The organism is Sporosarcina sp. NCCP-2331 (genome assembly GCF_023707945.1).
In the GTDB taxonomy this organism is placed as follows: domain Bacteria; phylum Bacillota; class Bacilli; order Bacillales_A; family Planococcaceae; genus Sporosarcina; species Sporosarcina cascadiensis.
In genome coordinates, this window is the sequence record NZ_BRCD01000028.1 from 15,225 (window position 1) to 40,991 (window position 25,767).

Genomic DNA, 25,767 nt, shown 5'->3' on the forward strand with positions numbered 1-25,767 from the left:
TCCCTCCCTCTGTTATTTTGTGAGCATACGAGAGATAACGAGGCGCTGTACTTCTTGTGTTCCTTCGTAAATTTGCGTAATTTTTGCGTCACGCATATAGCGTTCCACCGGATAATCTTTTGTATAACCGTAGCCGCCGAATACCTGAACCGCTTCTGTAGTTACTTTCATTGCGGTATCGCCGGCCATCAGTTTCGCCATGGCAGACGCTTTACCGTACGGCAGGTCGTTTGATTCGAGCCAGGCTGCCTGGTAGGTCAGCAGGCGGGATGCTTCGATTGACGTCGCCATATCCGCCAGTTTGAAGCTGATGCCTTGATTGGCAACGATCGGCTTGCCGAATTGCACGCGTTCTTTCGAGTAATTAACAGCTGCGTCCAAAGCGCCCTGTGCGATGCCGACTGCCTGCGCTGCGATTCCATTGCGTCCGCCGTCCAGTGTCTTCATCGCGATGATGAAGCCCTCGCCCTCTTCGCCGAGCAAATTTTCTTTCGGAACACGGCAGTTATCCAAAACGACTTCTGTGGTAGGTGAAGAACGGATCCCCATTTTCTTCTCTTTCTTCCCTACAGAGAAACCGTCAAATGTGCTTTCTACGATGAATGCGCTCGTTCCTTTGTGTTTTGATTCAGGATCGGTTACCGCAAATACGATGTATGTATCAGCAATTCCGCCGTTGGTAATGAAAATTTTCGAGCCGTTCAGCACATAGTCGTCGCCGTCTTTTTTCGCTGAAGTTTTCATTCCGCCTGCGTCAGATCCTGAACTTGCTTCTGTTAAACAGTATGCGCCAACTTTCTTGCCTTCTGCAAGTGGGCGCAGGTATTTTTGTTTTTGTTCTTCGTTGCCGTATTTGAATAAAGGCCATCCCGCGAGTGATGTGTGCGCGGAAAGTACGACGCCTGTAGATGCACAGACTCTGGAGAGTTCTTCTACTGCGATGACGTAGGCCAGGTAATCGCTGCCGATGCCGCCGTATTCTTCAGGCCACGGAATGCCTGTGAGGCCGAGTTCCGCCATTTTGTTGAAGATGTTCATGTCGAATGTTTCATCTTCGTCGCGCTGCGCTGCTGATGGTGCGACTTCCTTTTCCGCAAAGTCCCGTACCATTTTTCTGATCATTTCATGTTCTTCTGATAGTTTAAAGTCCATAGTTTTCTCCCGTCCTTTGTGTTTAATTGAAGTTTTTAATTTAGTGTTGCTGATAAAGGCTTGCTGTTTGGGAATTGGCGCTGCAGACGGGACGCTTTCCGGAGGGCGTGGCTTGAGCCTCCTCGTCGCTTCACTCCTGCGGGGTCTCAAGGCGCACGCTGACCCTCTCGGAGTCGCCCGTCTTCCGCGTCAATTCCCTACATGTATGTGTGATACATTGGTGTTTAAAGTTTTGTTGTAAGCAGTTAGTGAATACAAGTACGCAGTTCACCCCGGAACGAGCGTATCTCTTGAGGTGCCGCACCAATAAGTACCGGTCGCGCGCCAAAACAGTGTTTCAACGAACCAATCTACGCTGCCGGCGAACCAATCCGATCTTCCAACGCGCCAAACCCGCATCTCACCGAACCATTCACCACTCCCACCGCACCAAACTCAGCTGGTGAGGTGCTTGGCGATGACGACGCGCTGGATTTCGCTGGTGCCTTCATAGATTTGGCATACCTTGGCATCCCGGAAGTAGCGTTCTACGGGGTAGTCTTCGGTGTAGCCGTAGCCTCCGAAAATCTGGACTGCTTCTATGGAGTTGTCGACAGCTGCCTGGGAGGCGAATAGTTTGGCCATGGAAGCTTCTTTGCCGCATGGTTTGTCTTGCGCTCTCAGCCAGGCTGCTCTATAGACGAGCAGTCGTGCGGCTTCTGTGGCGGTTGCCATGTCTGCCAGTTTGAATCCCACGCCTTGATTGACGGCAATTGGTTTGCCGAATTGTTCGCGCTGCTGTGCATAGGCAGTTGCCGCTTCGAGTGAGGCTTCGGCAATCCCGAGCGCTTGGGCTGCGATGCCGATCCTGCCAACATCGAGATTTGCCATGGCGATTTTGAAGCCGCCGCCTTCTTCGCCTAAGCGGTTTTCGACGGGCACTTTCATGTTATCGAAGCTGAGTGCTACAGTCCGTGAACCGTGCAAACCCATTTTTCTTTCATCCTTGCCGATTGAAAGACCTGGGGTATCCCGGTCGACGATGAAAGCGGTGATACCGTATGTGCCTTTTTCAGGTGCCGTATTCGCAAACACGATATAGACATCGGCTTCTCCGCCGTTTGTGATAAATATTTTAGAGCCGTTAATCACATAATGATCATCTACCCGCTTAGCCCAGGTTTTCAATGAGCCTGCGTCCGAACCCGATGAAGCTTCCGTCAGACAGAAAGCTCCTAAAAATTCCCCGGAAGCCATTTTTGGCAAGTAGCGGTTTTTCTGTTCTTCACTGCCAAAGTAGAGGATGGGATTCATTCCCACTGAAGTATGGACTGACAGCACAACGCCCATGACCGCGCTTACTTTAGATAATTCGTGAATGGCGATAATGTAGGACAGGAAATCCATTTCGGAGCCTCCGTATTGTTCAGGAGCCGTGATGCCCATCAGACCGAGTTCCCCCATTCTTCCAAGCAGTTCACGCGGAAACTCTCCTGCTTCCATCCGCGGTATCCACGGTTCAATTTCCTTGTTCGCGAAATCACGGACCATCCGGCGCATCATTTGTTGTTCTTCTGATAAGTTGTAATCCATCTTCTTCACCTCACGCTTTCGGCTTATTCAATTGTTCAGTACGTATAGAAACCTCTGCCCGTTTTCTTGCCGAGCCATCCTGCTTTGACATACTTCCGCAGCAGCGGACAAGGACGGTATTTTGAATCTCCGAATCCTTCATACAGCGTCTCCATAATATAGAGGCATGTATCGAGCCCAATGAAATCTGCCAGTTGCAGCGGCCCCATCGGATGATTCATCCCCATCTTCATCACATCGTCGATCGCTTCTTTTGTTGCCACGCCTTCATACAGCGTAAAGATTGCTTCATTGATCATCGGCATTAATACACGGTTCGCGACAAATCCTGGATAGTCATTCACTTCGACCGGTGTTTTGCCGAGCCTGCGGGTCATTTCTTCGACTGCTTCATAGACTGCGTCGTCTGTCGCAAGTCCGCGGATAATTTCCACCAGCTGCATGACAGGAACCGGATTCATGAAATGCATGCCGATAACTTTTTCAGGCCGTTTTGTCGCGGCGCCGATTTCTGTGATCGGCAGTGATGACGTATTCGTCGCCAAAATTGTATGCTCCGGTGTGATTTCATCGAGCTGTGCGAAAATAGATGTTTTCACTTCCATGTTTTCAACAGCCGCTTCAATGACGAGATCCGCGTGTTTGGCATTTTGCAGATCGAGTGACTGTGTAAACCGGCCGAGAACTTCCTGCTTTTCTTCTTCCGTCATCCGCCCCTTCTCCACATTGCGTGACAGGTTTTTCGTAATGACAGCAAAGCCGCGGTTATATGCTTCTTCATTTATATCGTGGAGTGTTACTTGGTAGCCTGCCTGAGCGCAGACTTGAGCGATTCCGCCGCCCATCTGTCCTGCACCTATGATAAATACATGCTCTATCACCATCTGGTCTGCCTCCCCGTTCATTAGTTTTTAGGTACTTCAATCATAATGGCGTCCCCCTGCCCGCCGCCTGAACAAATGGCCGCGATGCCGATTCCGCCGCCGCGCCGTTTCAGTTCATTGGCAAGTGTCAGGACTACACGCGCCCCGCTTGCTCCGATCGGATGTCCGAGTGCGACTGCCCCGCCGTTGACGTTCACTTTTTCTTCGTCAAGATCGGCGATTTGCGAGCTGGCGAGTGCCACGACTGAGAATGCTTCATTGATTTCAAATAAATCGATTTCATCCAGTGATTTACCTGTCTTCTCAAGTAATGCTTTGATGACGTGTCCAGGTGTCTCCGGAAATCTTTCCGGTTCAATCGCAACTTCTGCATGACCCAGGATGACAGCAAGCGGTTCTTTGCCCTGCTTCTTCGCTTCGTCTTCGTTCATCAGTACAACCGCGCAAGCTCCGTCATTGACACCCGGCGCGTTGCCTGCAGTGATCGTGCCGTCTTTATCAAAAGCCGGACGTAATTTTGAAAGCGATTCCAAAGAACTGCCGCGTCTTGGTGCTTCGTCTTCAGAAACGACCAGTGCCTCGCCTTTACGCTGCGGAATGCTGACAGAAACGATTTCTTTCGCGAATAAACCGCTATCCATTGCTGCAAGAGCACGGTCATGGCTTCGTAATGCCCATTCATCCTGCGTTTCACGGCTCAATGAAAACTCATTGGCTGTGCTGTTGCCATATGTGCCCATGTGAACATGATTTGGTGAAAACGCACAGGTCAGGCCGTCGTAAATCATGCCGTCGACAAGTGTCGTGTCGCCCATCTTTAATCCTGAGCGTGCGCCCGGTAAATAATAAGGTGCATTGGACATTGATTCCATACCACCTGCTACGATGATGTTCTCTTCACCTAATCGGATCAGTTGATCGCCAAGTGTGATACTGCGCATTCCGGAAGCGCATACTTTATTGACGGTTTCTGTTTTCACACTATAAGGGATGCCGCCTTTTGTTGCTGCCTGTCTTGATGGGATTTGCCCCTGTCCCGCCTGTAAAACGGTACCCATGATTACTTCATCTACTTGCTCTCCTTGAACGCTTGAACGCTCGAGTGCCGCCTTGATCGCCGTTCCCCCCAGGTCACTGGCTGTCTGCGAGGATAATGCGCCCCCTAATTTACCAAATGGTGTTCTTGCCCCTTGTAAAATAACTGTTCTTGTCATTCCATTCCCTCCTATTTTCACTGACTGAACGCTCGCTCGACTGATGAGTAATAAACTAGAGGGCACAAAGACCCTCTGATTTATCCACTTAACATATTGTTAGCGTTTTAGATACTCTAATTGTACGTTACCACCATACAATTCGCAATAATTTAATTCTGCTTTCCATCCGTGTTATTCGGTGTTTCATCCGCGTTTTCCTCGGTTGCAGCCAATTCAGATTCGGCAACCGGTTCTTTCGTCGTAGTTTCAGCAGATCCCTCAGCCGAGGTTTCAGTCGGCTCATCTGCCGGTTCCTCGATTTTCACTTCCAAGGATTCGACCAGCGGCTCTTCAACTACTACTTCTGCAGATTCTTCCACAACCGGTATTTCAACCGGGGTTTCTTCTACAACTGCTTCTTCTATGACAGCCTCAACAGGTGCTTTTTCCACTGAAATTTCTGCAGATTCTTCAACAATTTCTTCTTCAGGCTGCGGAGCAAGCTGAACCTCGCCGAAGATTGAACGCTCGAGCAATTCTGCGATGTCGTATGTGCCGACCTGCTCTTCGACTTCAATCGCCTTCGTTCCGTCAGACAGCATCGTTAAACAGTACGGACAGCCGGATGAAATGATTCCCGGGCTGACTTCCATTGCCTGTTCTGTACGAGCTACGTTGACGCGCTGGCCAGTATCTTCCTCCATCCACATCATACCGCCGCCCGCTCCACAGCACATGCCGTCCTGGCGGTTACGTTTCATTTCGACCAGCTCTACGCCTGGTATTGCTTTCAGGATTTCACGCGGCTGATCGTAGACATCGTTATAGCGGCCCAAGTAACAGGAATCATGGAAGGTAATCGTTTCATTGATTGCGTGCTTAGGTACCAGCTTGCCTGCCATAACCAAGTCATACAGCAATTCTGTATGGTGTTTCACAATCGCTTTAAAGCCGAAGTCCGGATATTCATTCTTGAAAATATTATATGCGTGCGGATCAATCGTGACAATTTTCGAAACTTCCGCTTTTTCAAACTCTGCAATATTCGCAGTAGCCAGTTCCTGGAATAAGAATTCATTGCCTAGACGTCGCGGTGTATCTCCGGAGTTCTTCTCTTTATTACCGAGAATCGCGAAGCTTACGCCGGCTTCATTCAATAGATGTGCAAATGAAAGGGCGATCTTCTGCGAACGGTTGTCGAATGCACCCATCGAACCGACCCACAGCAAGTATTCGAAGTCTTCTTTTGCTTTCTTCGCTTCTTTCACTGTCGGGATGTGCAAGTCTGGACGTGCATCTCTCCAGTTTTCTTTCTCTTTACGATTCAAGCCCCATGGATTACCCTGACGTTCAATATTTGTCATCGCGCGCTGAGCATCTGCATCCATTTTACCTTCTGTCATGACTAAGTAACGGCGAAGGTCAATAATCTTATCCACGTGCTCATTCATTACCGGACACTGATCTTCACAGTTACGGCAAGTCGTACATGCCCAGATTTCTTCTTCTGTGATGACATCACCAATCAATGAAGGATTATACAGCTCATCAATCGAAACGCCTTCCGCTCCGGCAGCAAATGCCAGCTGATTGCCCTGCGTATTATTGAACATCAGCTGAGGCACCCAAGGCTTTTGCTTTGTCATGACGGCACCTGTATTTGTCAGATGATCACGCAATTTTGTAATCAAATCCATCGGTGACAGCATTTTCCCTGTGCCAGTTGCCGGACACATATTTGTACAACGCCCGCACTCTACACAAGCGTAGAAGTCGATCATTTGTGCTTGCGTGAAATCCGTAATCTTCCCTACACCCAGAGGCGGCATATCTTCTTCATCTTCCACTTCTTCAAGCGCCTCAAAATCGATAGGCTTCAAACGGCCTGCATGATCAAGTCGGTGGAAATACGTATTGACAGGTCCGGCAATCAAGTGCGCGTGCTTGGACTGTGGTACATAGACCAGGAAAGTCAGCAAAGTCAGCAAGTGCACCCACCAGCCAATGAAGAATATTGCCGCAGCAACGCCTTGAGGAACTCCGCTGAATACCATCGCGATGAGCGAGGCCATCGGTTCTGTCCAAGTCGTTCCTTCATTATGCCAAATCATATTTGCGCCGTTTGCAACAAGTGTCGATACCATAAGCGTACCGATGAAAATAAGGACTAATCCTGATTTCCAGCCGCGCTTCAAACGGACAAGTTTTTCAACGTAGCGACGGTAGAATGCCCACACGACTGCTACTAGAATGAGAAATACAACAATTTCCTGGAAGAATGTAAACGCTGGATACAACGGTCCTAACGGTAAATGTGATCCAGGTTTTAATCCTTTCCATATTAAATCAATTGCCCCAAATTGAACGAGCAGGAATCCGTAGAAAAATAGTACGTGGATTGCCCCGCTCTTTTTATCTTTTAACAGTTTCTTTTGTCCAAATACATAAACCCAAATCTTTCGAAGACGTTCTTTGACATTATTATCGAACTCTTCTTTTCTCCCCAGGCGGATAAATTGATAGCGCGTTTTCAGCAGATATAGAAACAGTCCGAATCCGTAAACGGTAACCGCCAGAAATAATATCCAGTTTGCGATGAGTAACACATTCATCTTATTCTCCCCTTCCTCTGTTTTCACGCCAGTGCAATCACGATAAAGCGCTTACGAGTAGTTTAACATATGTACAGTGTAAATTATGAATGAGCATTCAGTCAACTATTTTTCGAAAATTTATTTAAGCAAATATAAAAAGCGAGCAGGGGATATTTAACCTTGCCGAAAGATTGGAATCATTTATTACCTGTAATTCTGCGTGGTTATCAGGCGATAATCAATAGCTTTTGATACTAATAAGTATACTTTTCTATACTTTAAAATTATTTGTGCACATTTATATAATAACAGTATAGCAAATATTCTGATACTATAAGAAGAAATAGTTAGACACAGAATAGGAGCTGATCAGAATGAATCCAATCTACGCGCGCACTTATCAACAAGTTTTCAAGACCGCACTCGGTTTCCTGCCATGGCGTGAACCTGAACTGCTGCAGGGACCGGGAAGTCTAGAGCAGCTGCCGGAGAAAATAAAGAAGCTCGGAATCAGCAGTGTGCTGATCGTCACGGACCAGGACATTGCAAAGCTTCATTTGATGGATGGTCTGCTCACTGGACTTGATTTATTGGGAATTAAATACTTAGTTTTCGACCGCACCGTGCCGAATCCGACAATCGCGAATATCGAAGAAGCCCGCGCACTGTATGCGGCGAATCGCTGCGAGGCGCTCATCGCGTTCGGCGGCGGCTCGCCTATCGACTGCGCAAAAGCGGTCGGCGCCAGAATTGCGAGACCCTCAAAAAGCATCGCACAGCTGAAAGGCTCGTTACGCGTGCGCAAGGCAATTCCGCCTTTATTCGCAGTGCCCACCACTTCAGGCACGGGCAGCGAGGCGACACTTGCGGCCGTCGTGACGAATCCCGATACGAATGAAAAGTACGCCATTATGGATCCGTCATTGCTTCCGCATTACGCTGTTCTGGATCCTCTGCTGACGATGAAATTGCCGCCTTCCATTACAGCGACAACCGGGATGGATGCGTTGACGCATGCTGTGGAAGCGTATATCGGCAGAAGTAATACGAAAGAGACGAAGCAGTGGAGCCGGGAAGTTGTCAGGTTGGTCTTCGGCAATGTATACGAAGCATATTCCAACGGAGAGAACTTGGCAGCACGGACCAATATGCTGCAGGCCGCTTATTTGGGCGGCAAGGCGTTTACACGGGCGTTTGTCGGCAATGTGCATGCCATCGCGCACACCCTCGGCGGATTCTACAATGTGCCGCACGGCCTCGCGAACGCCATTATTATGCCGCATGTACTGGCGTATTACGGCAAGCATGTGTACGAGCCGCTGTCTGAGCTTGCAGATATAATCGGGATTGCCGCGCCTGGCGATACGAAGCAGAAGAAAGCGGAGATGTTCATTGAGGAGATCCGCGCCTTGAATCGCGCGATGGGTATTCCCGAGAAGGTGAGCGGGATTAAGCCGGAGGATATCCCGCTGATGGTCGGGCGGGCGGATGCAGAAGCGAACCCGCTGTACCCGGTGCCCCAGATCTTAAGCAAGAAGCAGTTTACTGAGCTTTATGAGTTGATTCGGGAGTGAGGTTACTAAGTACGTATGCGGATTTAGTTGATGTCCGTCCCGTTGCTCGACTATGCAGGAATTTTGAATGAAGTGTATGTTTGCAGATTGAAGCCGCTTCGGCGCTGGAGGATTGCCTTACGCTATGAGTCAGCTGGCGAAAAGCGCGGCTGCCTGCCAGAAGAAACTTCGCGGATGATCATAGTATCCGCTCAAGCGCTCATAGCCCAGCCTCAGTCGCTCATACACACCGGCCACGTGATCATTCAACTCGGCCGCATGATCATACCGCATCCCGTCATGATCATTGAACCAGGTTTCGCGCTCATAGCCGCTCCGTAGTTGCGTCTTCGCGGGTATGTGGAATGCAGGACATGTAGTTTTTGGTATGTTGTGAGTTTAGTAGTAAGGTTTCGTTGCACGACTTTGCAGGAGGTTTGAATGAAGTGTGGGGGCTTGCAGTTTAAACTCGCTTCGGCGCTGGGGGATTGCCTTACGCCATGAGCCAGCTGGCAAAGACCACGCCAGATGTCTCATAGCAACGGCCGACCCCGCAGTTGCGCCTTCGCTATTGTTGGAGAATGTATGTCATGCTGCTTTTTTACTAAGTGCAAATTTAGTTGGCGTAGTTTCGTTGCACGACTTTGCAGGAGGTTGGAATGAAGTGTGTGTTTACAGTTTAAACCCGCTTCGGCGCTGGGGGATTGCCTTACGCCATGAGCCAGCTGGCAAAGACCACGCCAGTTGTCTCATAGCAACGGCCGACCCCGCAGTTGCGCCTTCGCTATTGTTGGAGAATGTATGTCATGCTGCTTTTTGGCAGAATACGAGTTTAGTTGGTGTAGTTTGGTTGCTCGACAACGCAATTGTATCGATCTCAAGAACAGCCTTTGCAGAATAATAAGTATCGCGTGAAACACTGCACCTATCGTAATAATCTCAAATAGCATGCTCATACTGCATACTCACATAAAAATTATAGATCAGCCCGATAGGATGAGACAACTAGAGGGAGCGAAGCGACCAGTTGGCTCACCGAGGGCCCTCCCGAAAGCGTCCGCCTGGAACGCAGGGAAACGGTCTCTCCCCACCTTCTTATGCACTGAAAATCCTACTTGATTAGCATGCACTGCACAGCAAATCCCAATCTGCACACTAAGCATCTGCTGGCATTCACCCCATGACTTTATTCAAACAAAAAAACAGAAGCCGCAAAGCTCCTGTTTTTTACTGCTTACTTATCCTTCTTCTCACCCGTACGGAACACTTTCGCACTGCGGACATACTCATTATCCTTGATGCCGAGGCGTGCATTGACGATGCGGGCCGCTACGAAGAGGTAATCGGACAGGCGGTTCAGGTAGCGCTGGACAACCGGGGACACATCGTCAGCTGCGTTCATTAATGTTACGGTCACTCGCTCTGCGCGACGCGTGATCGTGCGTGCGATATGCAAAGTAGCAGCGGCCGGCGAGCCGCCCGGCAGGATAAACCGCTCCAGTTCAGGCGCTTCTTCCATCAGTTTGTCAATTCGCTCCTCAAGTACCGTAATTGGCTCTTCATCGAGTTTATAATGGCGCTCCTTCATCACATTCGCCAGATCACCGCCGCCGTCGAACAGTTCATTCTGAATCGTTTCCAAATCCGTCAGAATATCCCCGAACGTATCCTTATCCAGCTCCGTCATCGCTTTGCCGACGAAGGAATTCAGTTCATCGATCGTGCCGTATGCCTCCACGCGCAAGTCATCTTTTGCTACACGCCCTCCAATTAAACTAGTCGTTCCTTTGTCTCCTGTTTTCGTATAAATCTTCATTTGTCTTCACTCCTTTTAATTATTTGGGGTATGCCGTACCAGATCCGTGTGACGTCTGACGCTTCTTTGCATAATTGCTGATAGACTCTGCTGCAGCGGTCGCGCAGTTCACGCTGTTCTGCTTCGAGCGGCACCACGCCGCGGCCGATTTCTGTCAAAATGAATACCGTGTCCCGCTTGCTTACGGCCTGCACGGCTTCATTCGCCTGCTCTTCCGTCAACTGTGTGTTCTTCAGCCATTCATGCACATCCGTAATGACTAGACGTTCGCCGGGCTTTGCGGATGCTGCTGTTTCCATTGTACAAAAAAATGCCGGCTGATCTCCAATCCAGCGCTTTACGTACTCCGTTTTACCGTTATAGGCACCTCCGATATAGATGTGCATGGCTTCCCTTCTTTCCATTGCTGTTCATCCGCCCATTCGAATTGCCAGGCCGAACCATTCTGTACATTCCATTCCCAGAAGGGTTTTTGGTCTCTCGAAAACAAATCGAGCAATAAACGGATTACGCCACTGTGCGTCACCACTACCATTTCATTTGGCAATTCATGAACAGCAGCGAGGACCCGTGATTTCACTTGTTCCAGTGTCTCTCCGTTGCGCGGCGCTTTCTGCCACGGATCATCCAGCCATTGCCGGTAGTCCGTGTCATCCTTCAATTGTTCATATGTTTTCTCTTCAAAATCGCCGAAATGACATTCCCGCAAGCGCGGATCTTCCGTAAACACCGCCTGCGGAAAATAAATTGCTGCCGTCTGCCGGGTTCTTTTCAGGTCGCTGCCGTATACTTGTTCTACTTCAATTGGAAATTCAATAGCGTCTCTCTGAGTAGCTAGTAAATCGCAATCTGTCCAGCCGCAGTACTGTCGTTTTTCATTGGCAGTCGTTTTTAGATGGCGGACGATAAACAGACGATAAGGACGAGCCATAACAACACCTCCATTCCTTCAATAAATGCACCGCAAAGATCGCCCGTGACACCACCGAAATGCTTGACGGTCCAGCGCCGGTACAGCCAAACCGCGAGCGCGATTGTTATGGGCAAGACAAACACTATGGCGAATGAATGATATAGAACAACAAGTGCGATTATGATGATCAGACTGATAAAGACTGCGGCCAGCTGCATCCTGCCCAGCAGGAAATGTTGCTTAAAAAAGTGTGCCAGACCGCTTTGCTTGGCTGTTTCTGTTGTGGTGAAATACAAGATCATTGCTGAACGCGAAAGAATCGGCACCGCTATGAGTAAAGCCCAGCCGTGCGCCAGAGCGATGATTTCGATAAACAGGCCGATTTTCAAACCGAGCAATAGAAGTAAGGACAGTGTACCGAATGCGCCGAGCCGCGGATCTTCCATGATGGTCAGCCGTTTTTCACGATCCTGATAAGAGAAAAAGGCATCACCGAGATCTGCGAATCCATCTGCATGCAGACCGCCTGTCGCAATCAGCCCCGCCAGCAGAATGAGCATCGCGGCGAGAAAACTGTTCAGATCACTGACGATGTATGCTGTTCCTGCCAGCAGCATGCCAATCCCTCCGCCGATAAGCGGCAGCGCCATATACATGCCCGATACTTCTTTTTTCCCGAGCGGCAATTCTTTTTTAACAGGCAGCGAGGTGAAAAATTGGAGCGCCAGTAAAATGCTATTCATCTTCTCGCTCCTTTACGCCAAAATAGTTTGAATCGGCATCCATTCATATCGGGGCCTCACCTTTCCAGACGAGCGGCAGACCGTGGTCCATTTCGATTGCGTTATGGCTGAATTGAACGAGTTGCTGATGCTGCACACCAATTGCCCTGCGGTAGACTTCCGTTTCTTCCTCATAGTGCGGCCATTCGTCGAGTACTTCATTCGATACGATAACGAGCTGGGCAGCGATTTCACTTATCTCCAGCAGAGTGTTCATCAGCTGTTGCTGCTTCTGCGCAAGACATCCGGAGCGCCGCCAGCATGGATTACCGTCTTCGATTCCTTCATACATTTCATTCGCAAGCCACGTCGTCATGCAGTCCCAGAGTATGAGATCGCCTTCCTGCAATTGCGGGAGTGCAAGATGAAGATTGGTCGGCTGCTCGATCGTCAGCCACTGCGCATCTTTTCGATCCTGCCGATGCTTCGCGATCCGCGCCTGCATTTCTGCATCAAACGCCACGCCGGACGCAATATAAACGAGCCTGCCGCGCTGTGAGACGAGCAGGGTTTCAGCGTACGCACTTTTACCGCTGCGCGCGCCTCCGCTGATGAATGTCACTGTTGCGCGAACCATGCGTCCATCTCCTCCCGCAGTTGCTCCATCATCGCTGCCGTTTTCATACCAACACGCAGCCATCTGCCGTCCATTCCCCGAAAGTTCTCAGAATGACGCAAAACGTAACCTCTTCCCAATAAATAACGATAGAGCTTTCCGGCTTCCTGCGCTGGTTTAAATATCAGATAATTTGCCTGGGAGTCGACTACTTGGCAGCCGTGCAGGCGCAAGAAATCACTCATTTTCCGGCGTTCCTTTTCTGCATGGCGAACGGCTTGCTCACGGTACGCTTCTTCTTTTAAACAAAGCACACCAATTTCAGCCGCCAGCCCGTTGACATGCCAATGAGGAGCCTGCTGTTTGATCGAAGCAATAATAGCTGGTTCTGCCACCAGATAGCCGAGACGGATTCCAGGGATGGTGTACATTTTCGTCATGGAACGGACAACGATGACATGCGTATGCTGCTGTATATGTGCAATGAATGATTTTTCTTCATCTGCAAAATCAATGAATGCTTCATCAAGAACTACTTCTGCCCCGCAGTTTTTTGCTGCTTCCATAACAGTCAGCAATTCTGCAGGTGTCGGCAGCAGACCCGTTGGATTATTCGGCGTGCATAGATAGACTGCGTCTGCATTTGGCAAAGCCGCCAGAATTTTTTCGACAGGCAGCCGGAAAGCTTTTGCTTCATCTGCCTGAATGCAAACTACTTCTGCTTCATTGGCCGCTAGTGTCGCGCGGTATTCCGAAAACGTCGGGTCGATCAGTAAGACCCGTTTTTTCCGATAGCGTCTTGCAAGAAGTGACAATAGCTCAGCAGCTCCGTTGCCAGCGAGCACCTGCTGCGGATCGATGCCATGGTAGGCTGCAGCTGCCGATTTAAACGGTTCACCGTCCGGATCTGGATAACTTATTAGTTTCGTTATCAAATCAGGCCAAGCAGCTTCTACAGACGGTGGCAGCCCGGCCGGATTGCAGTTTTCACTGAAGTCGAGTACTTTTTCAGGAACGGGCAAGCCGATTGAATGATAGAGTCTCGCACTATTTGCGCCATGTTCAGGCAATTGCATACACCAACACTCCAATCACAGTAAATAACAGCCAGAACGTCCAGGATGCGATATGCATTTGTCTGATGGACGAGCGGATGTGTGACGCGGCAATGCGTAATGAGGCAGGCTGAGGAGGACCCATCTTCGCACGTTCTGAAACTTTGCCGCGATATGTATTTTTGCCGCCAAGCTCGATATTCAGCTGCCAGGCGGTTGCCGCTTCCAAGTAACCGCTGTTCGGACTCGGATGGCATTTCGCATCACGAAGCCAGCCTCCAAGACGCTTGCCCAATGAATGCCCGCCTTCATTCAGGCTGAATAAAATGAGCAGCAATCCAGTAATTCGCGATGGTATCACATTCAGCAGGTCATCCATGCGCGCGGATACTTTGCCGAATTGTTCATAGCGTTCATCTTTATAGCCGACCATGGAATCCAGTGTGTTGACCGCTTTATACAGCCACAGACCCGGCGCTCCGAGAAGAAACGCCCAGAACAGCGGTGCCGTGATGCCGTCCGATGTGTTTTCTGATACTGTCTCAATCGTACCGCGAGAAATCTCCGCACTGTTCAATTTATCCGTATCCCTGCCGACGATCCAGCTGAGTTTCTCCCGCGCTTGCGGCAAATCACCCGCCTCCAGTGGTTCACATACGGCAAGCGCTGCGTCCTGGAGGCTTTTCTGCGCTAAACCAGCCGCGATCAACAGTGCTTCCACCGTAATCCCGGCAAATATATGCAGCCGATAAGCAAAACTGACGAGCCAGAGGACGAGCGCAAATGTCGCGCCGACAATAATCAGCCACAGCAATGCACCTTTCATTGTGCGAAGCCTGCCTTTATTCAGCAGCTTCGTTAAATTGGCAATTGATGTGCCGATCCACTTGACGGGATGCGGCCAATTTGGCGGGTCACCGATGAGCCAGTCGAGCACCATACCGATCGTGATGGCAATAAAGTGAGCAGGTATCATTCGGATTCACCTTTCGCTTTCCGGTATGCATGAATTGCGCGCACCGTACATTCGTAGACACCTTGCCCGATCAGTTTCCCGAGCTGTGTGATTGGCCCTGCATACGGCAGTGAAGCGCCTTGCTGGGTTGACGCGATCAACAGGCTGTCCGTTGAGGTCCCTGTCGCAATCGTGCCGGATTCGGGGTCTTTGACTTGTTCATCCTGCAAGGCTTTCGTTTTCGCTTCCGTTGCGGTAATCATCGCTTGGACAAATGCTTCTTCCGAAAGCTGCCCGTTGATGAATACCCATGTATTAATGGTGCCGATATAGGGAATATCCTCACGCTGCCAAGATTTCGATACATCTACGGCATTGCCGACACCTGCAGTAACAGCGATGACAATGGAGCCGAATTCTCCTTGAAACTCTTCTATTTCCACATGTTCCGAACCAACCGCCGTCATCATCGCCACTGTATCAGTCAGATGATAGCCGTGTGCCCGTAAATAATCCGTGTTCTCACGCTGCACATCATCAATATCGTAATCCGCACGCACGCTTCGATTGACAAATGTCCGATACCAGCCAATTCCTGCATTATGCACGGCAGATGAAATCGTCTTCAGCGGCTGCTTTGTCTGCAGGAAAACATGATCTCCGCGAATCTCCAGCTCTTCTTTCATTACTCGGAATGGCTGGATCTCACCTTGCAGATCCGGGAGAAGTGTCATCTGAGGTTTTGGCATTTCAGGGTGAGCCTGTGTTTTGACGCGCGCCTGATAAACTGCATGTATTTCCTGCTCCAGCACCACCTCTTGCGGTGTACCGATAGCCGCCACTTCCCCCTTCTTCAACAATAACAACCGATCACAATAAAGTGCCGCCAGATTAATATCATGGAACACCGAGACAACAGTAATGCCTTTTTGATGTGCTTGATTGCGGATCGTATCGAGCAATTGCTGCTGATGCGCGATATCGAGATGATTCGTCGGTTCATCCAGCAATAAAATTGGTGCTTCCTGCGCGAGTGCCTGCGCAACAAAGACCCGCTGCTGCTCGCCTCCTGACAGCAATTCAATCGGCGTATCCACGTAGCGTGTGATGCCCGTATAATTCATTGCGTCCTGAACTGCCCGCTCGTCCTCTTCAGACCAACTTGAAAAAATACCCGACTGATGCGGATAGCGTCCGAGCCCGACCGTATCTTTCACGGAATGGGAAAACGCGTGCGCGTGCAGCTGCGGCAAGACTGCCACTTTGCGTGCGAACTGCTTCTGTGTGTAGGCAGCGGAATCCTGGCCATCGATCTTCACCATGCCGTGCTGTTTGGGCAGGATGCCTGAAATAATCTTCAGCAGCGTTGATTTCCCGCTGCCGTTCGGTCCGAGTATGCCGAGGATTTCTCCTTTTCCCACATGAAATGATACCTGCTTCACAATCGGTTCTTTGCCGTATCCTCCTGATAACTCCTGTACCTGCAGCATGTCACATCGCTCCTTTTCTGCGCTGTTTATAAAAGATATAAGCAAAAACCGGAGCCCCGATGAATGCCGTAATGACGCCTACAGGCAGTTCCGCCGGCGAAATAATGGTCCGTGCCACCAAATCGCAAATAATTAACAAAGTTGCACCGTTACATAACGACAGCGGCAGCACATGCCGGTGATCCGATCCCCATAACAGCCGCGTCATATGCGGCACCACTAACCCGACAAAGCCGATCGTCCCCGAAACAGCGACCGCCGAACCTGTCAGCACCGACCCGCCAAGTAAAATAAGCAGCTTGCGGCGTTTTACATTGACGCCCAAATGATGTGCCCGCTCTTCACCGAACAGCATCGCATTCAGTTCCCGGCGATTGAGCCAGAGAATGAACGAACCGCCAATAAAAAACGGCAGCACCATTGTAATATACTTCCAACCGCGCATCGATACGCTGCCAAGCAGCCAGCCGACAATCTGCCGCAGCTCTTCCTGTGTCAGCGCAATCATCAGCGACAGGACGGAGCCGAGAAACGAACCGAAAATAATTCCTGTTAATATAATCGTCTCCATCTTCATGGATCGATCGACCATACGGGCAAAACCGATGACCAAAAACATCGTAATCGCCGCACCGGCCATGCTGAATACCGGAAGTGTGAAAGAGCCCAGGAACGGCAGCGAAATACCAAAAAAGAGTGTGATCACAGCGCCTACAGAGGCACCGGATGACACTCCGAGGGTATATGGATCTGCTAATGGATTTTTCAGGAGCCCTTGGAAGGCTGCTCCCGATATGGCAAGTGACGCACCGACAATTCCTGCCAGCAGCACACGCGGCATGCGTATTTTCCACAGGATATTGCTCGCAGTTGCGTCCGTATGATTCCATAGCGTCTCTATAGGTATATTCACTGCACCGATCGATACACCAAGCCAGATTGCCACCAGGAAGGTGGCAATCGACACGGCATAGGCGAGGGCTGTTTTATTCACCAAAAACCTCTGGATAAACAGCTTTTGCAAAAGCTTCTAATCCGTCCGCTAAACGAGGACCTGTCCGGCTTGTGGTATTCTCATCTACTTGTACTACTTGATCTTCTTTCACTGCCGTGACTGTATCGAATCCGTCACGCTTTTTCACGCTTTCAATAATATCCGGCACATAGCTGTACATGACTAGGATCACATCGGGATTTTCATCGACGATCGTTTCAGGGCTCATCATCACCCAGCCATCTTCGGTCACTACGTTTTCCGCATTGATCATTTCTAAGAATTGTTGTGGGAAAGTATTTTTACCAGGCGCATAGATTTCAGGCGCATCGGATGTTTCCGCGAAGACGCGTTTCTTTTCCGTAATATCCGCTGCCTTCGTTTTGATTTCTTCCACTTTCGCTTTCATGTCTTCCACGATTTGATCGGCTTCTTTATTTTTATCCATAATTTCGCCGATCACTTTGATTGATTCATACGTTTCATCAAAAGTCTCTGCAGTCGGTACGACAATCACCGGAATGCCGGCTTCGCGAATTTGGTTCAGCCCTTCTTCGCTTGATGCCATCATCATTTCATGAGCAAACACAGCGTCAGGCTTCAGAGAAATCACCTTTTCGACGTTCACATTATAATCACCGACTGTATCCAATTTTGTTGCTTCTTCCGGATAATCATCGTTTTCTGTTACAGCAATCACTTTATCGCCTGCACCAATGCCGAATAAAGTTTCCGTGTTGCTCGGGATTAGCGAAATGACTTTCTCAGGAGCGCTTTCGAATGTAATATCTTCTCCTGCTGCATCATTGATTGTATACGGGTAGTTAGTTCCGTCTGTATCTTCCGCTTGTTTCTGATCAGAGCTTGCGTCTTCAGTAGCCTGACCGGAATCAGCCGGTGTTTCTTCTTTTTTATCGTTTCCGCATGCTGCGAGCAGCAAAACGGCGAGCATCGCTGTAAGTAATAACTGCCAAAATTTCTTCATTAACTATTTCCTCCTCGGGTGATTGTGGATGATTACACATGCTGCTTACAAAGACAAAAAACCCTCCGTAGATGCGGAGGATTAAGCGGATGAAGACCATAACAGGCTTCTTCCACTTTACCTATCCTCGTAGGCTGCTGCGGAACTGAATCCTAAAAGGCAGGTATCTGGCTTGTGCGCTTGGCACTTACAGTGGCGGGACCGCATCGGCTTTGAACCGATTTCCCCTTTCATCTCTGTTTGACTGAGAGAACCTTTTAGAATGTATGTAATTCGTAATCTGCTTTATTATACTACAATTCGACTGAATGTACAGAGAGGGCGTTGCGTGCTTGGGCTGTCTCCATTATCACATAGGGCGGACTGTTTCACCCAGCGCCGAATGAAAACAGCAAACGCGCGAAAATGATGTTGGAGCGCACCAAAACAGTGCTGCAACGCGCGAATACAGAACTTTCCCGCACCAATACAGCTTTGCACCGCGCCAATACAGACTTCAACCGCACCATTCCAGCCAACCACCGCACCATTCGGGCTTTCATTCGCGCAGAATGATCTTAATGCACTCCCGCCGGTGCTCATACTCCTCCGGCTATGATCACGGCCAGACAAATAAACAGCAAAAGCTGCCCGGTCAGTCATATAACATGACTCAGCGGACAGCTTTTAGATATCTTACATCCGTTCTGGTGCTTCGACGCCGACTAGTTTCAGTGCGTTTGCGATCGTCGTGCTTGTGGCGGTGATGAGTGCCAGACGTGCTTCGGAAAGCTCTTTGTTTTCCGGGTCCAGTACTTTATTGGCGTTATAGAAACTATGGAATGCGGCAGCGAGTTCCTGGATATAGGTCGTCACCCGGTGCGGTGCACGCAGACGGGCTGCGTCACTGACCAATTTCGGGAAGTCGCCGAGTTTCTTCAATAGTTCCAGTTCTTTTTCGTCATGCAGCAGTGTCACGTTTTCTGTTGACGGCTGCATATTCTGCTCTTTTGCCTGACGCAGGATGGAGCAGATGCGGGCATGTGCATACTGTGCATAGTAGACTGGATTTTCATTGGACTTGGAAACAGCAAGGTCCAGATCGAAGTCCATTTGTGCATCGCCTGAACGCATGGCGAAGAAATAACGCACCGCATCCAAGCCGACTTCTTCCACTAATTCGCGCAGTGTGACGGCTTTTCCTGTGCGTTTGCTCATCTTGAACTTTTCGCCGTCTTTGTACAATTGCACCATTTGCGCAACTTCAACTTCCAGCGTGTCCCGATCATAGCCGAGCGCCTGGATTGCAGCTTTCATGCGCGGAATATAGCCGTGGTGATCAGCGCCCCATATGTTGATGAGCTTATCGAAACCACGGCGCAGCTTATCTTCATGATAGGCGATATCCGGCGTTAAATAGGTGAACGATCCGTCCTGTTTGATCAGCACACGGTCTTTATCGTCGCCGAACGTAGTAGAACGGAACCATGTGGCTCCTTCTTCTTCATAGACATGACCATTTTCACGCAGTTTATCAAGCGCGACTTCAATTTTGCCGTTGTGGTATAACGAAGTTTCAGAGAACCAGTTGTCAAAATGAACACGGAAGTCCGCCAAATCTTTCTTCAGCTTGTCGAGTTCGATCTGCAGACCGTGTTCGCGGAAAAATGCCAAGCGCTCTTCTTCCGGAACTTTTGTATAACGGTCGCCATATTCATTGGCAAGTTCCTTCGCGATCCCAATAATGTCTGCACCCTGGTAGCCGTCCTCCGGCATTTCCTTCTCCAAACCGAGCGCTTCGAAATAACGGACTTCAATTGACTTAGCCAGATTATTAATTTGATTTCCCGCATCGTTAATATAGTATTCACGCGATACATCGTAACCCGCGAGATCAAGAATATTGCATAATGCATCACCTAAAGAAGCGCCCCGCGCATGCCCGAGGTGCAAGTCGCCTGTCGGATTGGCGGAAACGAATTCCACCTGCACTTTCTGATGCTGTCCACTTTCGGAATGCCCGTATTCGCTGCCCTGGTCGAGAATAAATTTCACGACGTCCGCTAAGCTGCCTGCCTTCACACGGATATTCAAAAAGCCGGGACCCGCAATTTCGATTGATTCGATCGCTGTGTCCGTTGTATCTAAATGTGCCAAAATCGCTTCTGCAATTGCACGCGGCGGTTGCTTCGCGAGTTTCGTCAGCTGCATTGCGATGTTCGCTGCATAGTCACCGTTCTCTTTATTTTTCGGCGATTCCAGTTTGATTTCCGGAATATCCGCTGGTTCCACTAGACCTGTTTTTTCAACAGCCTGCTGCAAAGCCGCTTTTATTTCTGACTGAATCTGTTCCACTGCATTCATTTTGGTACCTCCGAATAGGTTATAGTCAATTGATGTTTCCCCAATAAATTTCCTTCTGCATGCAAATCATAAGCCACTGAAAACCGTCCCGGTGTCCAATGAAGCTCCTTTGTGTCGACCAGCAAATCCATGACTGCCGGGCCGTTTCCGTATGTGCCGAAACGCGCATCGTCCGGACGGAAAGGCAGCCTCATCTGAACGCCGCCTTTGCGCATGATGAAGGCATCTTCTGCGTGCAGTTTCACCGTTGTGCGAACCGGCGGCATTCCTTCGTTCAGTTCCTCAAACAACAGATAAGCCTGTCCCTTTTTTTCGACGACCTGCCCTTTTGCCTGTATTTCATGCGCTTCCGCCGGTTGTCCGGGATGCTGAATCACTGAACGGAGCCGGACTTGCACCGCTTGCTGCTGGTTTGGTGCTTCCATTCGCTCACCGCCTTATGTAGATAGATTCACTTATTATACACTTCTTCCGCCGGTACTTTCAATGTTACCGAGTCCAAACTTTTTGCCATTCACCGTTTAATCTATGGGAAACCATACCATACTGACAAAAGATACTTGAATGGAACGGGATGGGATGTTCAATGAAACGTACCGACTATATAAAATCTACTAATCGAAAAAAGCTCAGAAAACGGTTTTTCTCACTCACCATCATGATGACTACAGCTGCCGTCACTGTTTTGATCGCACTACGACTCTATGCCCAGATACTCGGCGCACCTTCATTAAGTGTACCGAAAGCGTCTCTCTTTCTCGATCACAGCGGACATCAGATCGGCGACCATTTCTCACAGCAGCGCAGATATTGGATGAAACTTTCCGATATTTCACCGTTTCTGGCCGATGCATTTGTGGCAACAGAGGACCGGAAATTTTTTGAGCATCATGGATTCGATTACAAGCGGCTTGCAGGAGCCGTGCTGAAAGACGTCAAAACGATGAGCAAAGCACAGGGAGCCAGCACAATTACTCAGCAATATGCTAGAAATCTTTATTTAACGCATGAAAAATCGTGGACGAGAAAAATTCAAGAAGCACTTTTCGCTTACCGCTTAGAAGTGTTCTACGATAAGGATACGATTTTAGAAGGCTATTTAAATACGATCTATTTCGGACACGGGATGTACGGGGTAGAAGCAGCAAGCCGGTTTTATTTTTCAAAGTCCGCAAAGGAACTGACCCTTGAAGAAGCTGCTGCCATTGCAGCGATCGCGAAAGGCCCTTCCCTTTATTCGCCTCTGGCAAATCCGGAAAACTCCCGCAATCGCCAGTTGCTTGTGCTGAATCAAATGGAGAGCGGCGGTTATATTTCCGAAAATCAGCAAAAGCGTGCAATAGATGAGCCGATTGTATTGAAAACGGAAAGTTGGAAAGACGCGAAGCAAGTGGCACCGTATTTCTTGGACGCGGCTTGGCAGCAGGCCGAAGAACTGTTGATTGCAAAAGGCCGCGTGCCCGCTGAAGGCGGCTGGAAAATCCGTACGACTCTGAATCAGCATCATCAGAAAACGGCAGAAGAGGTGATTGGGCAGTGGATGCCTGAAAATGATTTACAAGTAGGATTCGTTTCAATGGCGGCAGATACAGGTTTTGTTACATCGATGGTGGGCGGAGTGAATTTTGCAGATAGTTCATTCAACCGGGTTACACAGGCAAAACGGCAGCCCGGTTCCGCAATGAAACCGATTTTATATGCGGCGGCTCTGGAAAAAGGCTTCAATCCACTGACGTTCATGACAGCCGAGAAAACTATTTTCACCTATGATGATGGCCGCTCAACGTATGAGCCGAGCAATATTAACGGCAAGTTTGCAGGCAAGCCGATTTCATTGGCACAGGCAATGGCAATTTCCGATAATATTTATGCAGTGAAAACGCTGGAGCAAATCGGTTATAAACCCTATACCAAAATGGCGCAGCGCCTCGGAATCGATGTATCGTTTCAGGAATCACCCGCCGTTGCACTCGGAACATCCGATGTGACGCTGATGGAAATGACGACCGCTTATAACCGCATCGCGTCAAAAGGCGCTGAGGTTGAGCCGCAGATGATTTTGTCGATTACGGATGCGAACGGGAAAATCGTCTATGAGTACGCGGATAAAAAACCGAAGCAAATCATTTCGGCGCAAGATGCTTTTGTATTATCACAAATGATGACCGGCATGTTCGACCCGGTGTTCAGCGACTATTTATCCTCCACTGGATTATCGATGCGGCCAAAACAGTCCCGCCCGTATGCCGCAAAGTCCGGCACAACGATTTCCGATCAGTACTTAATCGGTTTCTCTCCTTCATTGACCGCAGGGATTTGGACAGGTTTCGACCGCGGCAAACAGCTCGAAAACCTGGATGATAAGGCGGCATCGAAGAAGATCTGGATTGATTTTATGGAAACCGTGCATGAAGGAAGCATTCCGGAGCCTTTCCTGCCTCCTACAGGTGTTCAAAGCGTGATTGTCGATATCGAGACTGGCGGCATCGCGGTAAATGAATGCCCGAAACAGCGGGTTATGTATGTGAAAGATCAAGATGTCCCTAAAAAACTGTGTACCGACCGTTCACTAAGGGAACAAAATTCAGGTACAAAGAAAGAATCCAAACTGGAATTGTTTCCCTTTTCATTTTTCGAATGAAATGAATCGATTGAACTACTCCCACTTATCGCCCTTGCGGTCTGATTGAAGATGGGAGATTCTTGGGAACAAAGCATACTTGCCAGCGTATTTCTTTACTCGCAGAGGTTTCTTTTATTTACCAAGCTACTCCGTAGTTCCTACGGTTTTATTGTGTAGTTAGGCTAAGGATTGTAATCGAAGCCCTTCGCTTAGGATATTCAGACTGGCGTTGATATCTCTATCGTGAGGTGTTTGGCAATTAGAGCAAACCCATTTCCTAATGTCTAGTGACTTTTTTCCATCATTGTGACTACAAGTAGAGCATAATTGACTAGATGGAAACCACATGTCTATTTCAACTAGTAATTTTCCATACCAATCTGCTTTATATTTTAATTTCGTCACAAAGCTGGACCAGGACACATCAGAGATACTTTTAGCTAGTTTATGATTGCGTAGCATTCCTTTGACATTCAAGTCTTCGATACAGATCATATCGTGGTTTTTGATTAGTTCTGTAGTGACCTTATTAAGGAAGTCTTCTCGCTGATTCATTACTTTTTCATGTAATCTGGCTACCTTACGCTTTTGTTTTTGATAATTTTTCGCATCAAGAAGGTTAATCCCATTGTTTTTGGCTAACAAGGCACGTCTTGAAAGTGTCCGTTGTTCCCTTTTTAGTTTCTTCTCCATTTTTGATGTGAACTTATTGTTGTTGATCTTTCGACCGTCAGAAAGAATGGCGAAGTCAGTAATACCTAAGTCTATACCGATAGATGAACCTGTTTTCTCCAGGGGATGTATTTCGGTTTCGACTACAATGGATACAAAGTATTTGCCACTTGGATTTCGTCTGACGGTCGCATTCAGAATGCGCCCCTGTACTTCACGACTGTTGGCAAAACGAACAAGCCCTAGTTTAGGCAATTTCACTTTGTCGCCTGCAATGGCAATATTTCCATTGGTACACTTGGTCGTATACGATTGAACAGGGTTCTTTTTAGACTTGAAGCGTGGTGCTTTGTTTTGTTTCTGGAAGAATCTTGTATATGAATCCGCAAGATTTTTTAATGAGGACTGGAGGGCAATACTGTCAACTTCTTTTAGCCATAGTAATTCCTTTTTCAATTTCGTTAATTCAGCAGAACAAGTATGATAGGTTAATCCTTTGCCTGTCTTCTTGTAGGTATCATTCCATTGCCCTAAAAATTGATTGAATACGAAACGACTACATCCAATGGTTTTAGCAATGAGGACTGCCTGTTCCTTGGTTGGATAGATACGAAACTTATAGGCTTTATTGATGAGCATTGTTTTCACCTCACTTTGTATAGGAATACATGTTCCTATTCTATCACAATTAGAATCACTTTGGCCATCGCCAACCGGCATTCATCTCCCCTTATCGTTGGTCTTTGCCCTTCACACGATTGAAGAGGGAGTCTTCTGCCGGGAAATGATAAAAAAGCCTCGCCCTCCGATCCGCGGAGAGTGAGGCTTTTTTGACTGTTGCAAAGCTATTGGATGAATTTGCCCGCTTGGGTTTTACGGCGTCTTCAAAGAATAGTAATCTGCACCAGCTGTCCTAGATTACAGCAGCAAAGCTGTATGTACAGTTTACTTCCTTTACAGCCGACATTCAACCTCAAAGGGATGCCAAAATGAATTGTCACATTTTCGACTTATTTAGACGTTTTGCAATTCAGCCATTCTGGCAGAAAGTATTATTCGGTACGCAGTCCTTCATGCAATTCCGGCTTGCTGCGTTCCCATAATTCTGCATTGTGGGAGCGCAAAAAGTCAGCCAGGATCTTCTTTGAACGATCGTCCATTTCATCGACGATAATCTGGCGTTTCATCGACTTATCCATTCGGTTTACGTGATCCGCCAGCAATTTATAGCCTCGGCGTTTCTCCCGGTTAACGACCATTTCACATGCGGTGACACCTGCATAATATGGGCCTTCTTCACGATAATCAATCGTGACCCAGACGAGCCAGTATGGTTTTCCGCCTTCGGAGTCTTCGCGGTTGGTCGTAAATTTGATGCCCCGCTCTGTATCGCTGCGCGCATGCATTGCGCCCATTTCCACCTGCGCCGTGCCTTCTTCCACGTCAATGATGACAGGTGAGATATTTTCCAGCGACAATGATCCGATGCCAAATCCTTTATGGCCATCTGTCGGGTCGTTTTTAATAATGGTAAAGCCTAATTTCGGCTTGGAGTTTTGTTCATTCGCCATGTAAATCCCCCTCTATGTCTGTTATTATATGTACTATACCTGAATTTTCTGCTAAGGAGGA

The 25,767-nt window shown here is 48.7% G+C and carries 22 protein-coding genes and 1 riboswitch; of the genes, 3 read left to right on the forward strand and 19 right to left on the reverse strand.

The annotated features are described in order from the left end of the window. Positions 1–12: 12 nt before the first annotated feature. The 5 genes from NCCP2331_RS14755 to NCCP2331_RS14775 all read right to left on the reverse strand — a co-directional run bounded on the left by NCCP2331_RS14755 (position 13) and on the right by NCCP2331_RS14775 (position 7,416). Positions 13–1,152, reverse strand: a complete 1,140-nt coding sequence (locus NCCP2331_RS14755) for an acyl-CoA dehydrogenase (RefSeq protein ID WP_153720822.1) — start codon at positions 1,150–1,152, stop codon at positions 13–15. 435 nt (positions 1,153–1,587) lie between these two features. Next, positions 1,588–2,724: an acyl-CoA dehydrogenase gene (locus NCCP2331_RS14760; RefSeq protein ID WP_251671658.1), complete on the reverse strand. Its 1,137-nt coding sequence runs from the start codon at positions 2,722–2,724 to the stop codon at positions 1,588–1,590. A gap of 35 nt (positions 2,725–2,759) precedes the next feature. Beyond that, the gene (locus tag NCCP2331_RS14765) at positions 2,760–3,608 is read right to left on the reverse strand and encodes a 3-hydroxybutyryl-CoA dehydrogenase (protein ID WP_251671659.1); all 849 of its coding nucleotides are present in this window, start codon (positions 3,606–3,608) and stop codon (positions 2,760–2,762) included. 20 nt (positions 3,609–3,628) lie between these two features. Next, on the reverse strand, positions 3,629–4,822 hold the full coding sequence (locus tag NCCP2331_RS14770; RefSeq protein ID WP_251671660.1) for an acetyl-CoA C-acetyltransferase: 1,194 nt from the start codon (positions 4,820–4,822) through the stop codon (positions 3,629–3,631). 152 nt (positions 4,823–4,974) lie between these two features. Then, entirely contained in the window at positions 4,975–7,416 is a 2,442-nt protein-coding gene (locus tag NCCP2331_RS14775) for a (Fe-S)-binding protein (RefSeq protein ID WP_251671661.1), read from the reverse strand. A 356-nt stretch (positions 7,417–7,772) separates the two neighbouring features. Between NCCP2331_RS14775 and NCCP2331_RS14780 the strand changes: the two genes are divergently transcribed. Next, positions 7,773–8,972: an iron-containing alcohol dehydrogenase gene (locus NCCP2331_RS14780; protein WP_251671662.1), complete on the forward strand. Its 1,200-nt coding sequence runs from the start codon at positions 7,773–7,775 to the stop codon at positions 8,970–8,972. A 30-nt stretch (positions 8,973–9,002) separates the two neighbouring features. Then, complete coding sequence (locus NCCP2331_RS14785) at positions 9,003–9,293, forward strand: hypothetical protein (protein WP_251671663.1); 291 nt, start codon at positions 9,003–9,005, stop codon at positions 9,291–9,293. An 892-nt stretch (positions 9,294–10,185) separates the two neighbouring features. On the opposite strand, the gene NCCP2331_RS14790 is transcribed toward NCCP2331_RS14785, so the two are convergent. The 12 genes from NCCP2331_RS14790 to NCCP2331_RS14845 all read right to left on the reverse strand — a co-directional run bounded on the left by NCCP2331_RS14790 (position 10,186) and on the right by NCCP2331_RS14845 (position 21,265). After that, entirely contained in the window at positions 10,186–10,767 is a 582-nt protein-coding gene (locus NCCP2331_RS14790) for a cob(I)yrinic acid a,c-diamide adenosyltransferase (protein ID WP_153720816.1), read from the reverse strand. Beyond that, positions 10,764–11,153 (reverse strand): bifunctional adenosylcobinamide kinase/adenosylcobinamide-phosphate guanylyltransferase, encoded by a 390-nt coding sequence (locus tag NCCP2331_RS14795; RefSeq protein WP_251671664.1) that lies wholly within the window; start codon positions 11,151–11,153, stop codon positions 10,764–10,766. Before NCCP2331_RS14795 ends, NCCP2331_RS14790 begins: the two co-directional genes overlap by 4 nt. After that, positions 11,105–11,698 (reverse strand): histidine phosphatase family protein, encoded by a 594-nt coding sequence (locus tag NCCP2331_RS14800; protein ID WP_251671665.1) that lies wholly within the window; start codon positions 11,696–11,698, stop codon positions 11,105–11,107. The genes NCCP2331_RS14795 and NCCP2331_RS14800 overlap by 49 nt, the downstream gene beginning before the upstream one ends. Further along, a complete protein-coding gene (cobS, locus tag NCCP2331_RS14805; RefSeq protein ID WP_251671666.1) occupies positions 11,659–12,423 on the reverse strand; it encodes an adenosylcobinamide-GDP ribazoletransferase in 765 nt (254 codons plus the stop codon). Before cobS ends, NCCP2331_RS14800 begins: the two co-directional genes overlap by 40 nt. 43 nt (positions 12,424–12,466) lie before the next feature. Then, entirely contained in the window at positions 12,467–13,039 is a 573-nt protein-coding gene (locus tag NCCP2331_RS14810; RefSeq protein WP_251671667.1) for a bifunctional adenosylcobinamide kinase/adenosylcobinamide-phosphate guanylyltransferase, read from the reverse strand. Continuing rightward, the gene (gene cobD, locus NCCP2331_RS14815; protein ID WP_251671668.1) at positions 13,021–14,094 is read right to left on the reverse strand and encodes a threonine-phosphate decarboxylase CobD; all 1,074 of its coding nucleotides are present in this window, start codon (positions 14,092–14,094) and stop codon (positions 13,021–13,023) included. The genes NCCP2331_RS14810 and cobD overlap by 19 nt, the downstream gene beginning before the upstream one ends. Next, positions 14,081–15,046, reverse strand: a complete 966-nt coding sequence (gene cbiB, locus NCCP2331_RS14820; RefSeq protein ID WP_251671677.1) for an adenosylcobinamide-phosphate synthase CbiB — start codon at positions 15,044–15,046, stop codon at positions 14,081–14,083. The genes cobD and cbiB overlap by 14 nt, the downstream gene beginning before the upstream one ends. Continuing rightward, complete coding sequence (locus NCCP2331_RS14825) at positions 15,046–16,518, reverse strand: adenosylcobinamide amidohydrolase (protein WP_251671669.1); 1,473 nt, start codon at positions 16,516–16,518, stop codon at positions 15,046–15,048. The genes cbiB and NCCP2331_RS14825 overlap by 1 nt, the downstream gene beginning before the upstream one ends. Position 16,519: 1 nt before the next feature. Further along, positions 16,520–17,512, reverse strand: a complete 993-nt coding sequence (locus tag NCCP2331_RS14830) for a FecCD family ABC transporter permease (protein ID WP_251671670.1) — start codon at positions 17,510–17,512, stop codon at positions 16,520–16,522. Beyond that, entirely contained in the window at positions 17,505–18,497 is a 993-nt protein-coding gene (locus tag NCCP2331_RS14835) for an ABC transporter substrate-binding protein (RefSeq protein WP_251671671.1), read from the reverse strand. Before NCCP2331_RS14835 ends, NCCP2331_RS14830 begins: the two co-directional genes overlap by 8 nt. Before the next feature lie 141 nt (positions 18,498–18,638). After that, positions 18,639–18,770: riboswitch (cobalamin riboswitch) on the reverse strand. A 402-nt stretch (positions 18,771–19,172) separates the two neighbouring features. Continuing rightward, positions 19,173–20,840: an arginine--tRNA ligase gene (argS, locus tag NCCP2331_RS14840; protein ID WP_251671672.1), complete on the reverse strand. Its 1,668-nt coding sequence runs from the start codon at positions 20,838–20,840 to the stop codon at positions 19,173–19,175. After that, positions 20,837–21,265: a YwiB family protein gene (locus tag NCCP2331_RS14845; RefSeq protein WP_153720807.1), complete on the reverse strand. Its 429-nt coding sequence runs from the start codon at positions 21,263–21,265 to the stop codon at positions 20,837–20,839. Before NCCP2331_RS14845 ends, argS begins: the two co-directional genes overlap by 4 nt. Before the next feature lie 161 nt (positions 21,266–21,426). On the opposite strand from NCCP2331_RS14845, the gene NCCP2331_RS14850 reads away from it, so the two are divergent. Continuing rightward, positions 21,427–23,481 carry a transglycosylase domain-containing protein gene (locus NCCP2331_RS14850; RefSeq protein WP_251671673.1) on the forward strand — a complete coding sequence of 685 codons (2,055 nt, stop codon included), beginning with the start codon at positions 21,427–21,429 and terminating at the stop codon, positions 23,479–23,481. Between the two features lie 159 nt (positions 23,482–23,640). On the opposite strand, the gene tnpB is transcribed toward NCCP2331_RS14850, so the two are convergent. Together tnpB and NCCP2331_RS14860 are read right to left on the reverse strand one after the other, a co-directional pair. Then, positions 23,641–24,774, reverse strand: a complete 1,134-nt coding sequence (tnpB, locus tag NCCP2331_RS14855) for an IS200/IS605 family element RNA-guided endonuclease TnpB (RefSeq protein WP_251671678.1) — start codon at positions 24,772–24,774, stop codon at positions 23,641–23,643. A 413-nt stretch (positions 24,775–25,187) separates the two neighbouring features. Continuing rightward, positions 25,188–25,706 (reverse strand): YwhD family protein, encoded by a 519-nt coding sequence (locus tag NCCP2331_RS14860; protein ID WP_251671674.1) that lies wholly within the window; start codon positions 25,704–25,706, stop codon positions 25,188–25,190. Positions 25,707–25,767 lie beyond the last annotated feature (61 nt).

Excerpts from the sequence above, each read along its gene's own strand:
- NCCP2331_RS14755 (WP_153720822.1), bottom strand. The coding sequence starts at position 1,152 with ATGGACTTTAAACTATCAGAAGAACATGAAATGATCAGAAAAATGGTA.
- NCCP2331_RS14760 (WP_251671658.1), bottom strand. The coding sequence starts at position 2,724 with ATGGATTACAACTTATCAGAAGAACAACAAATGATGCGCCGGATGGTC.
- NCCP2331_RS14765 (WP_251671659.1), bottom strand. The coding sequence starts at position 3,608 with ATGGTGATAGAGCATGTATTTATCATAGGTGCAGGACAGATGGGCGGC.
- NCCP2331_RS14770 (WP_251671660.1), bottom strand. The coding sequence starts at position 4,822 with ATGACAAGAACAGTTATTTTACAAGGGGCAAGAACACCATTTGGTAAA.
- NCCP2331_RS14775 (WP_251671661.1), bottom strand. The coding sequence starts at position 7,416 with ATGAATGTGTTACTCATCGCAAACTGGATATTATTTCTGGCGGTTACC.
- NCCP2331_RS14780 (WP_251671662.1), top strand. The coding sequence starts at position 7,773 with ATGAATCCAATCTACGCGCGCACTTATCAACAAGTTTTCAAGACCGCA.
- NCCP2331_RS14785 (WP_251671663.1), top strand. The coding sequence starts at position 9,003 with ATGTCCGTCCCGTTGCTCGACTATGCAGGAATTTTGAATGAAGTGTAT.
- NCCP2331_RS14790 (WP_153720816.1), bottom strand. The coding sequence starts at position 10,767 with ATGAAGATTTATACGAAAACAGGAGACAAAGGAACGACTAGTTTAATT.
- NCCP2331_RS14795 (WP_251671664.1), bottom strand. The coding sequence starts at position 11,153 with ATGCACATCTATATCGGAGGTGCCTATAACGGTAAAACGGAGTACGTA.
- NCCP2331_RS14800 (WP_251671665.1), bottom strand. The coding sequence starts at position 11,698 with ATGGCTCGTCCTTATCGTCTGTTTATCGTCCGCCATCTAAAAACGACT.
- cobS (WP_251671666.1), bottom strand. The coding sequence starts at position 12,423 with ATGAATAGCATTTTACTGGCGCTCCAATTTTTCACCTCGCTGCCTGTT.
- NCCP2331_RS14810 (WP_251671667.1), bottom strand. The coding sequence starts at position 13,039 with ATGGTTCGCGCAACAGTGACATTCATCAGCGGAGGCGCGCGCAGCGGT.
- cobD (WP_251671668.1), bottom strand. The coding sequence starts at position 14,094 with ATGCAATTGCCTGAACATGGCGCAAATAGTGCGAGACTCTATCATTCA.
- NCCP2331_RS14825 (WP_251671669.1), bottom strand. The coding sequence starts at position 16,518 with ATGCTGCAGGTACAGGAGTTATCAGGAGGATACGGCAAAGAACCGATT.
- NCCP2331_RS14835 (WP_251671671.1), bottom strand. The coding sequence starts at position 18,497 with ATGAAGAAATTTTGGCAGTTATTACTTACAGCGATGCTCGCCGTTTTG.
- argS (WP_251671672.1), bottom strand. The coding sequence starts at position 20,840 with ATGAATGCAGTGGAACAGATTCAGTCAGAAATAAAAGCGGCTTTGCAG.
- NCCP2331_RS14845 (WP_153720807.1), bottom strand. The coding sequence starts at position 21,265 with ATGGAAGCACCAAACCAGCAGCAAGCGGTGCAAGTCCGGCTCCGTTCA.
- NCCP2331_RS14850 (WP_251671673.1), top strand. The coding sequence starts at position 21,427 with ATGAAACGTACCGACTATATAAAATCTACTAATCGAAAAAAGCTCAGA.
- tnpB (WP_251671678.1), bottom strand. The coding sequence starts at position 24,774 with ATGCTCATCAATAAAGCCTATAAGTTTCGTATCTATCCAACCAAGGAA.
- NCCP2331_RS14860 (WP_251671674.1), bottom strand. The coding sequence starts at position 25,706 with ATGGCGAATGAACAAAACTCCAAGCCGAAATTAGGCTTTACCATTATT.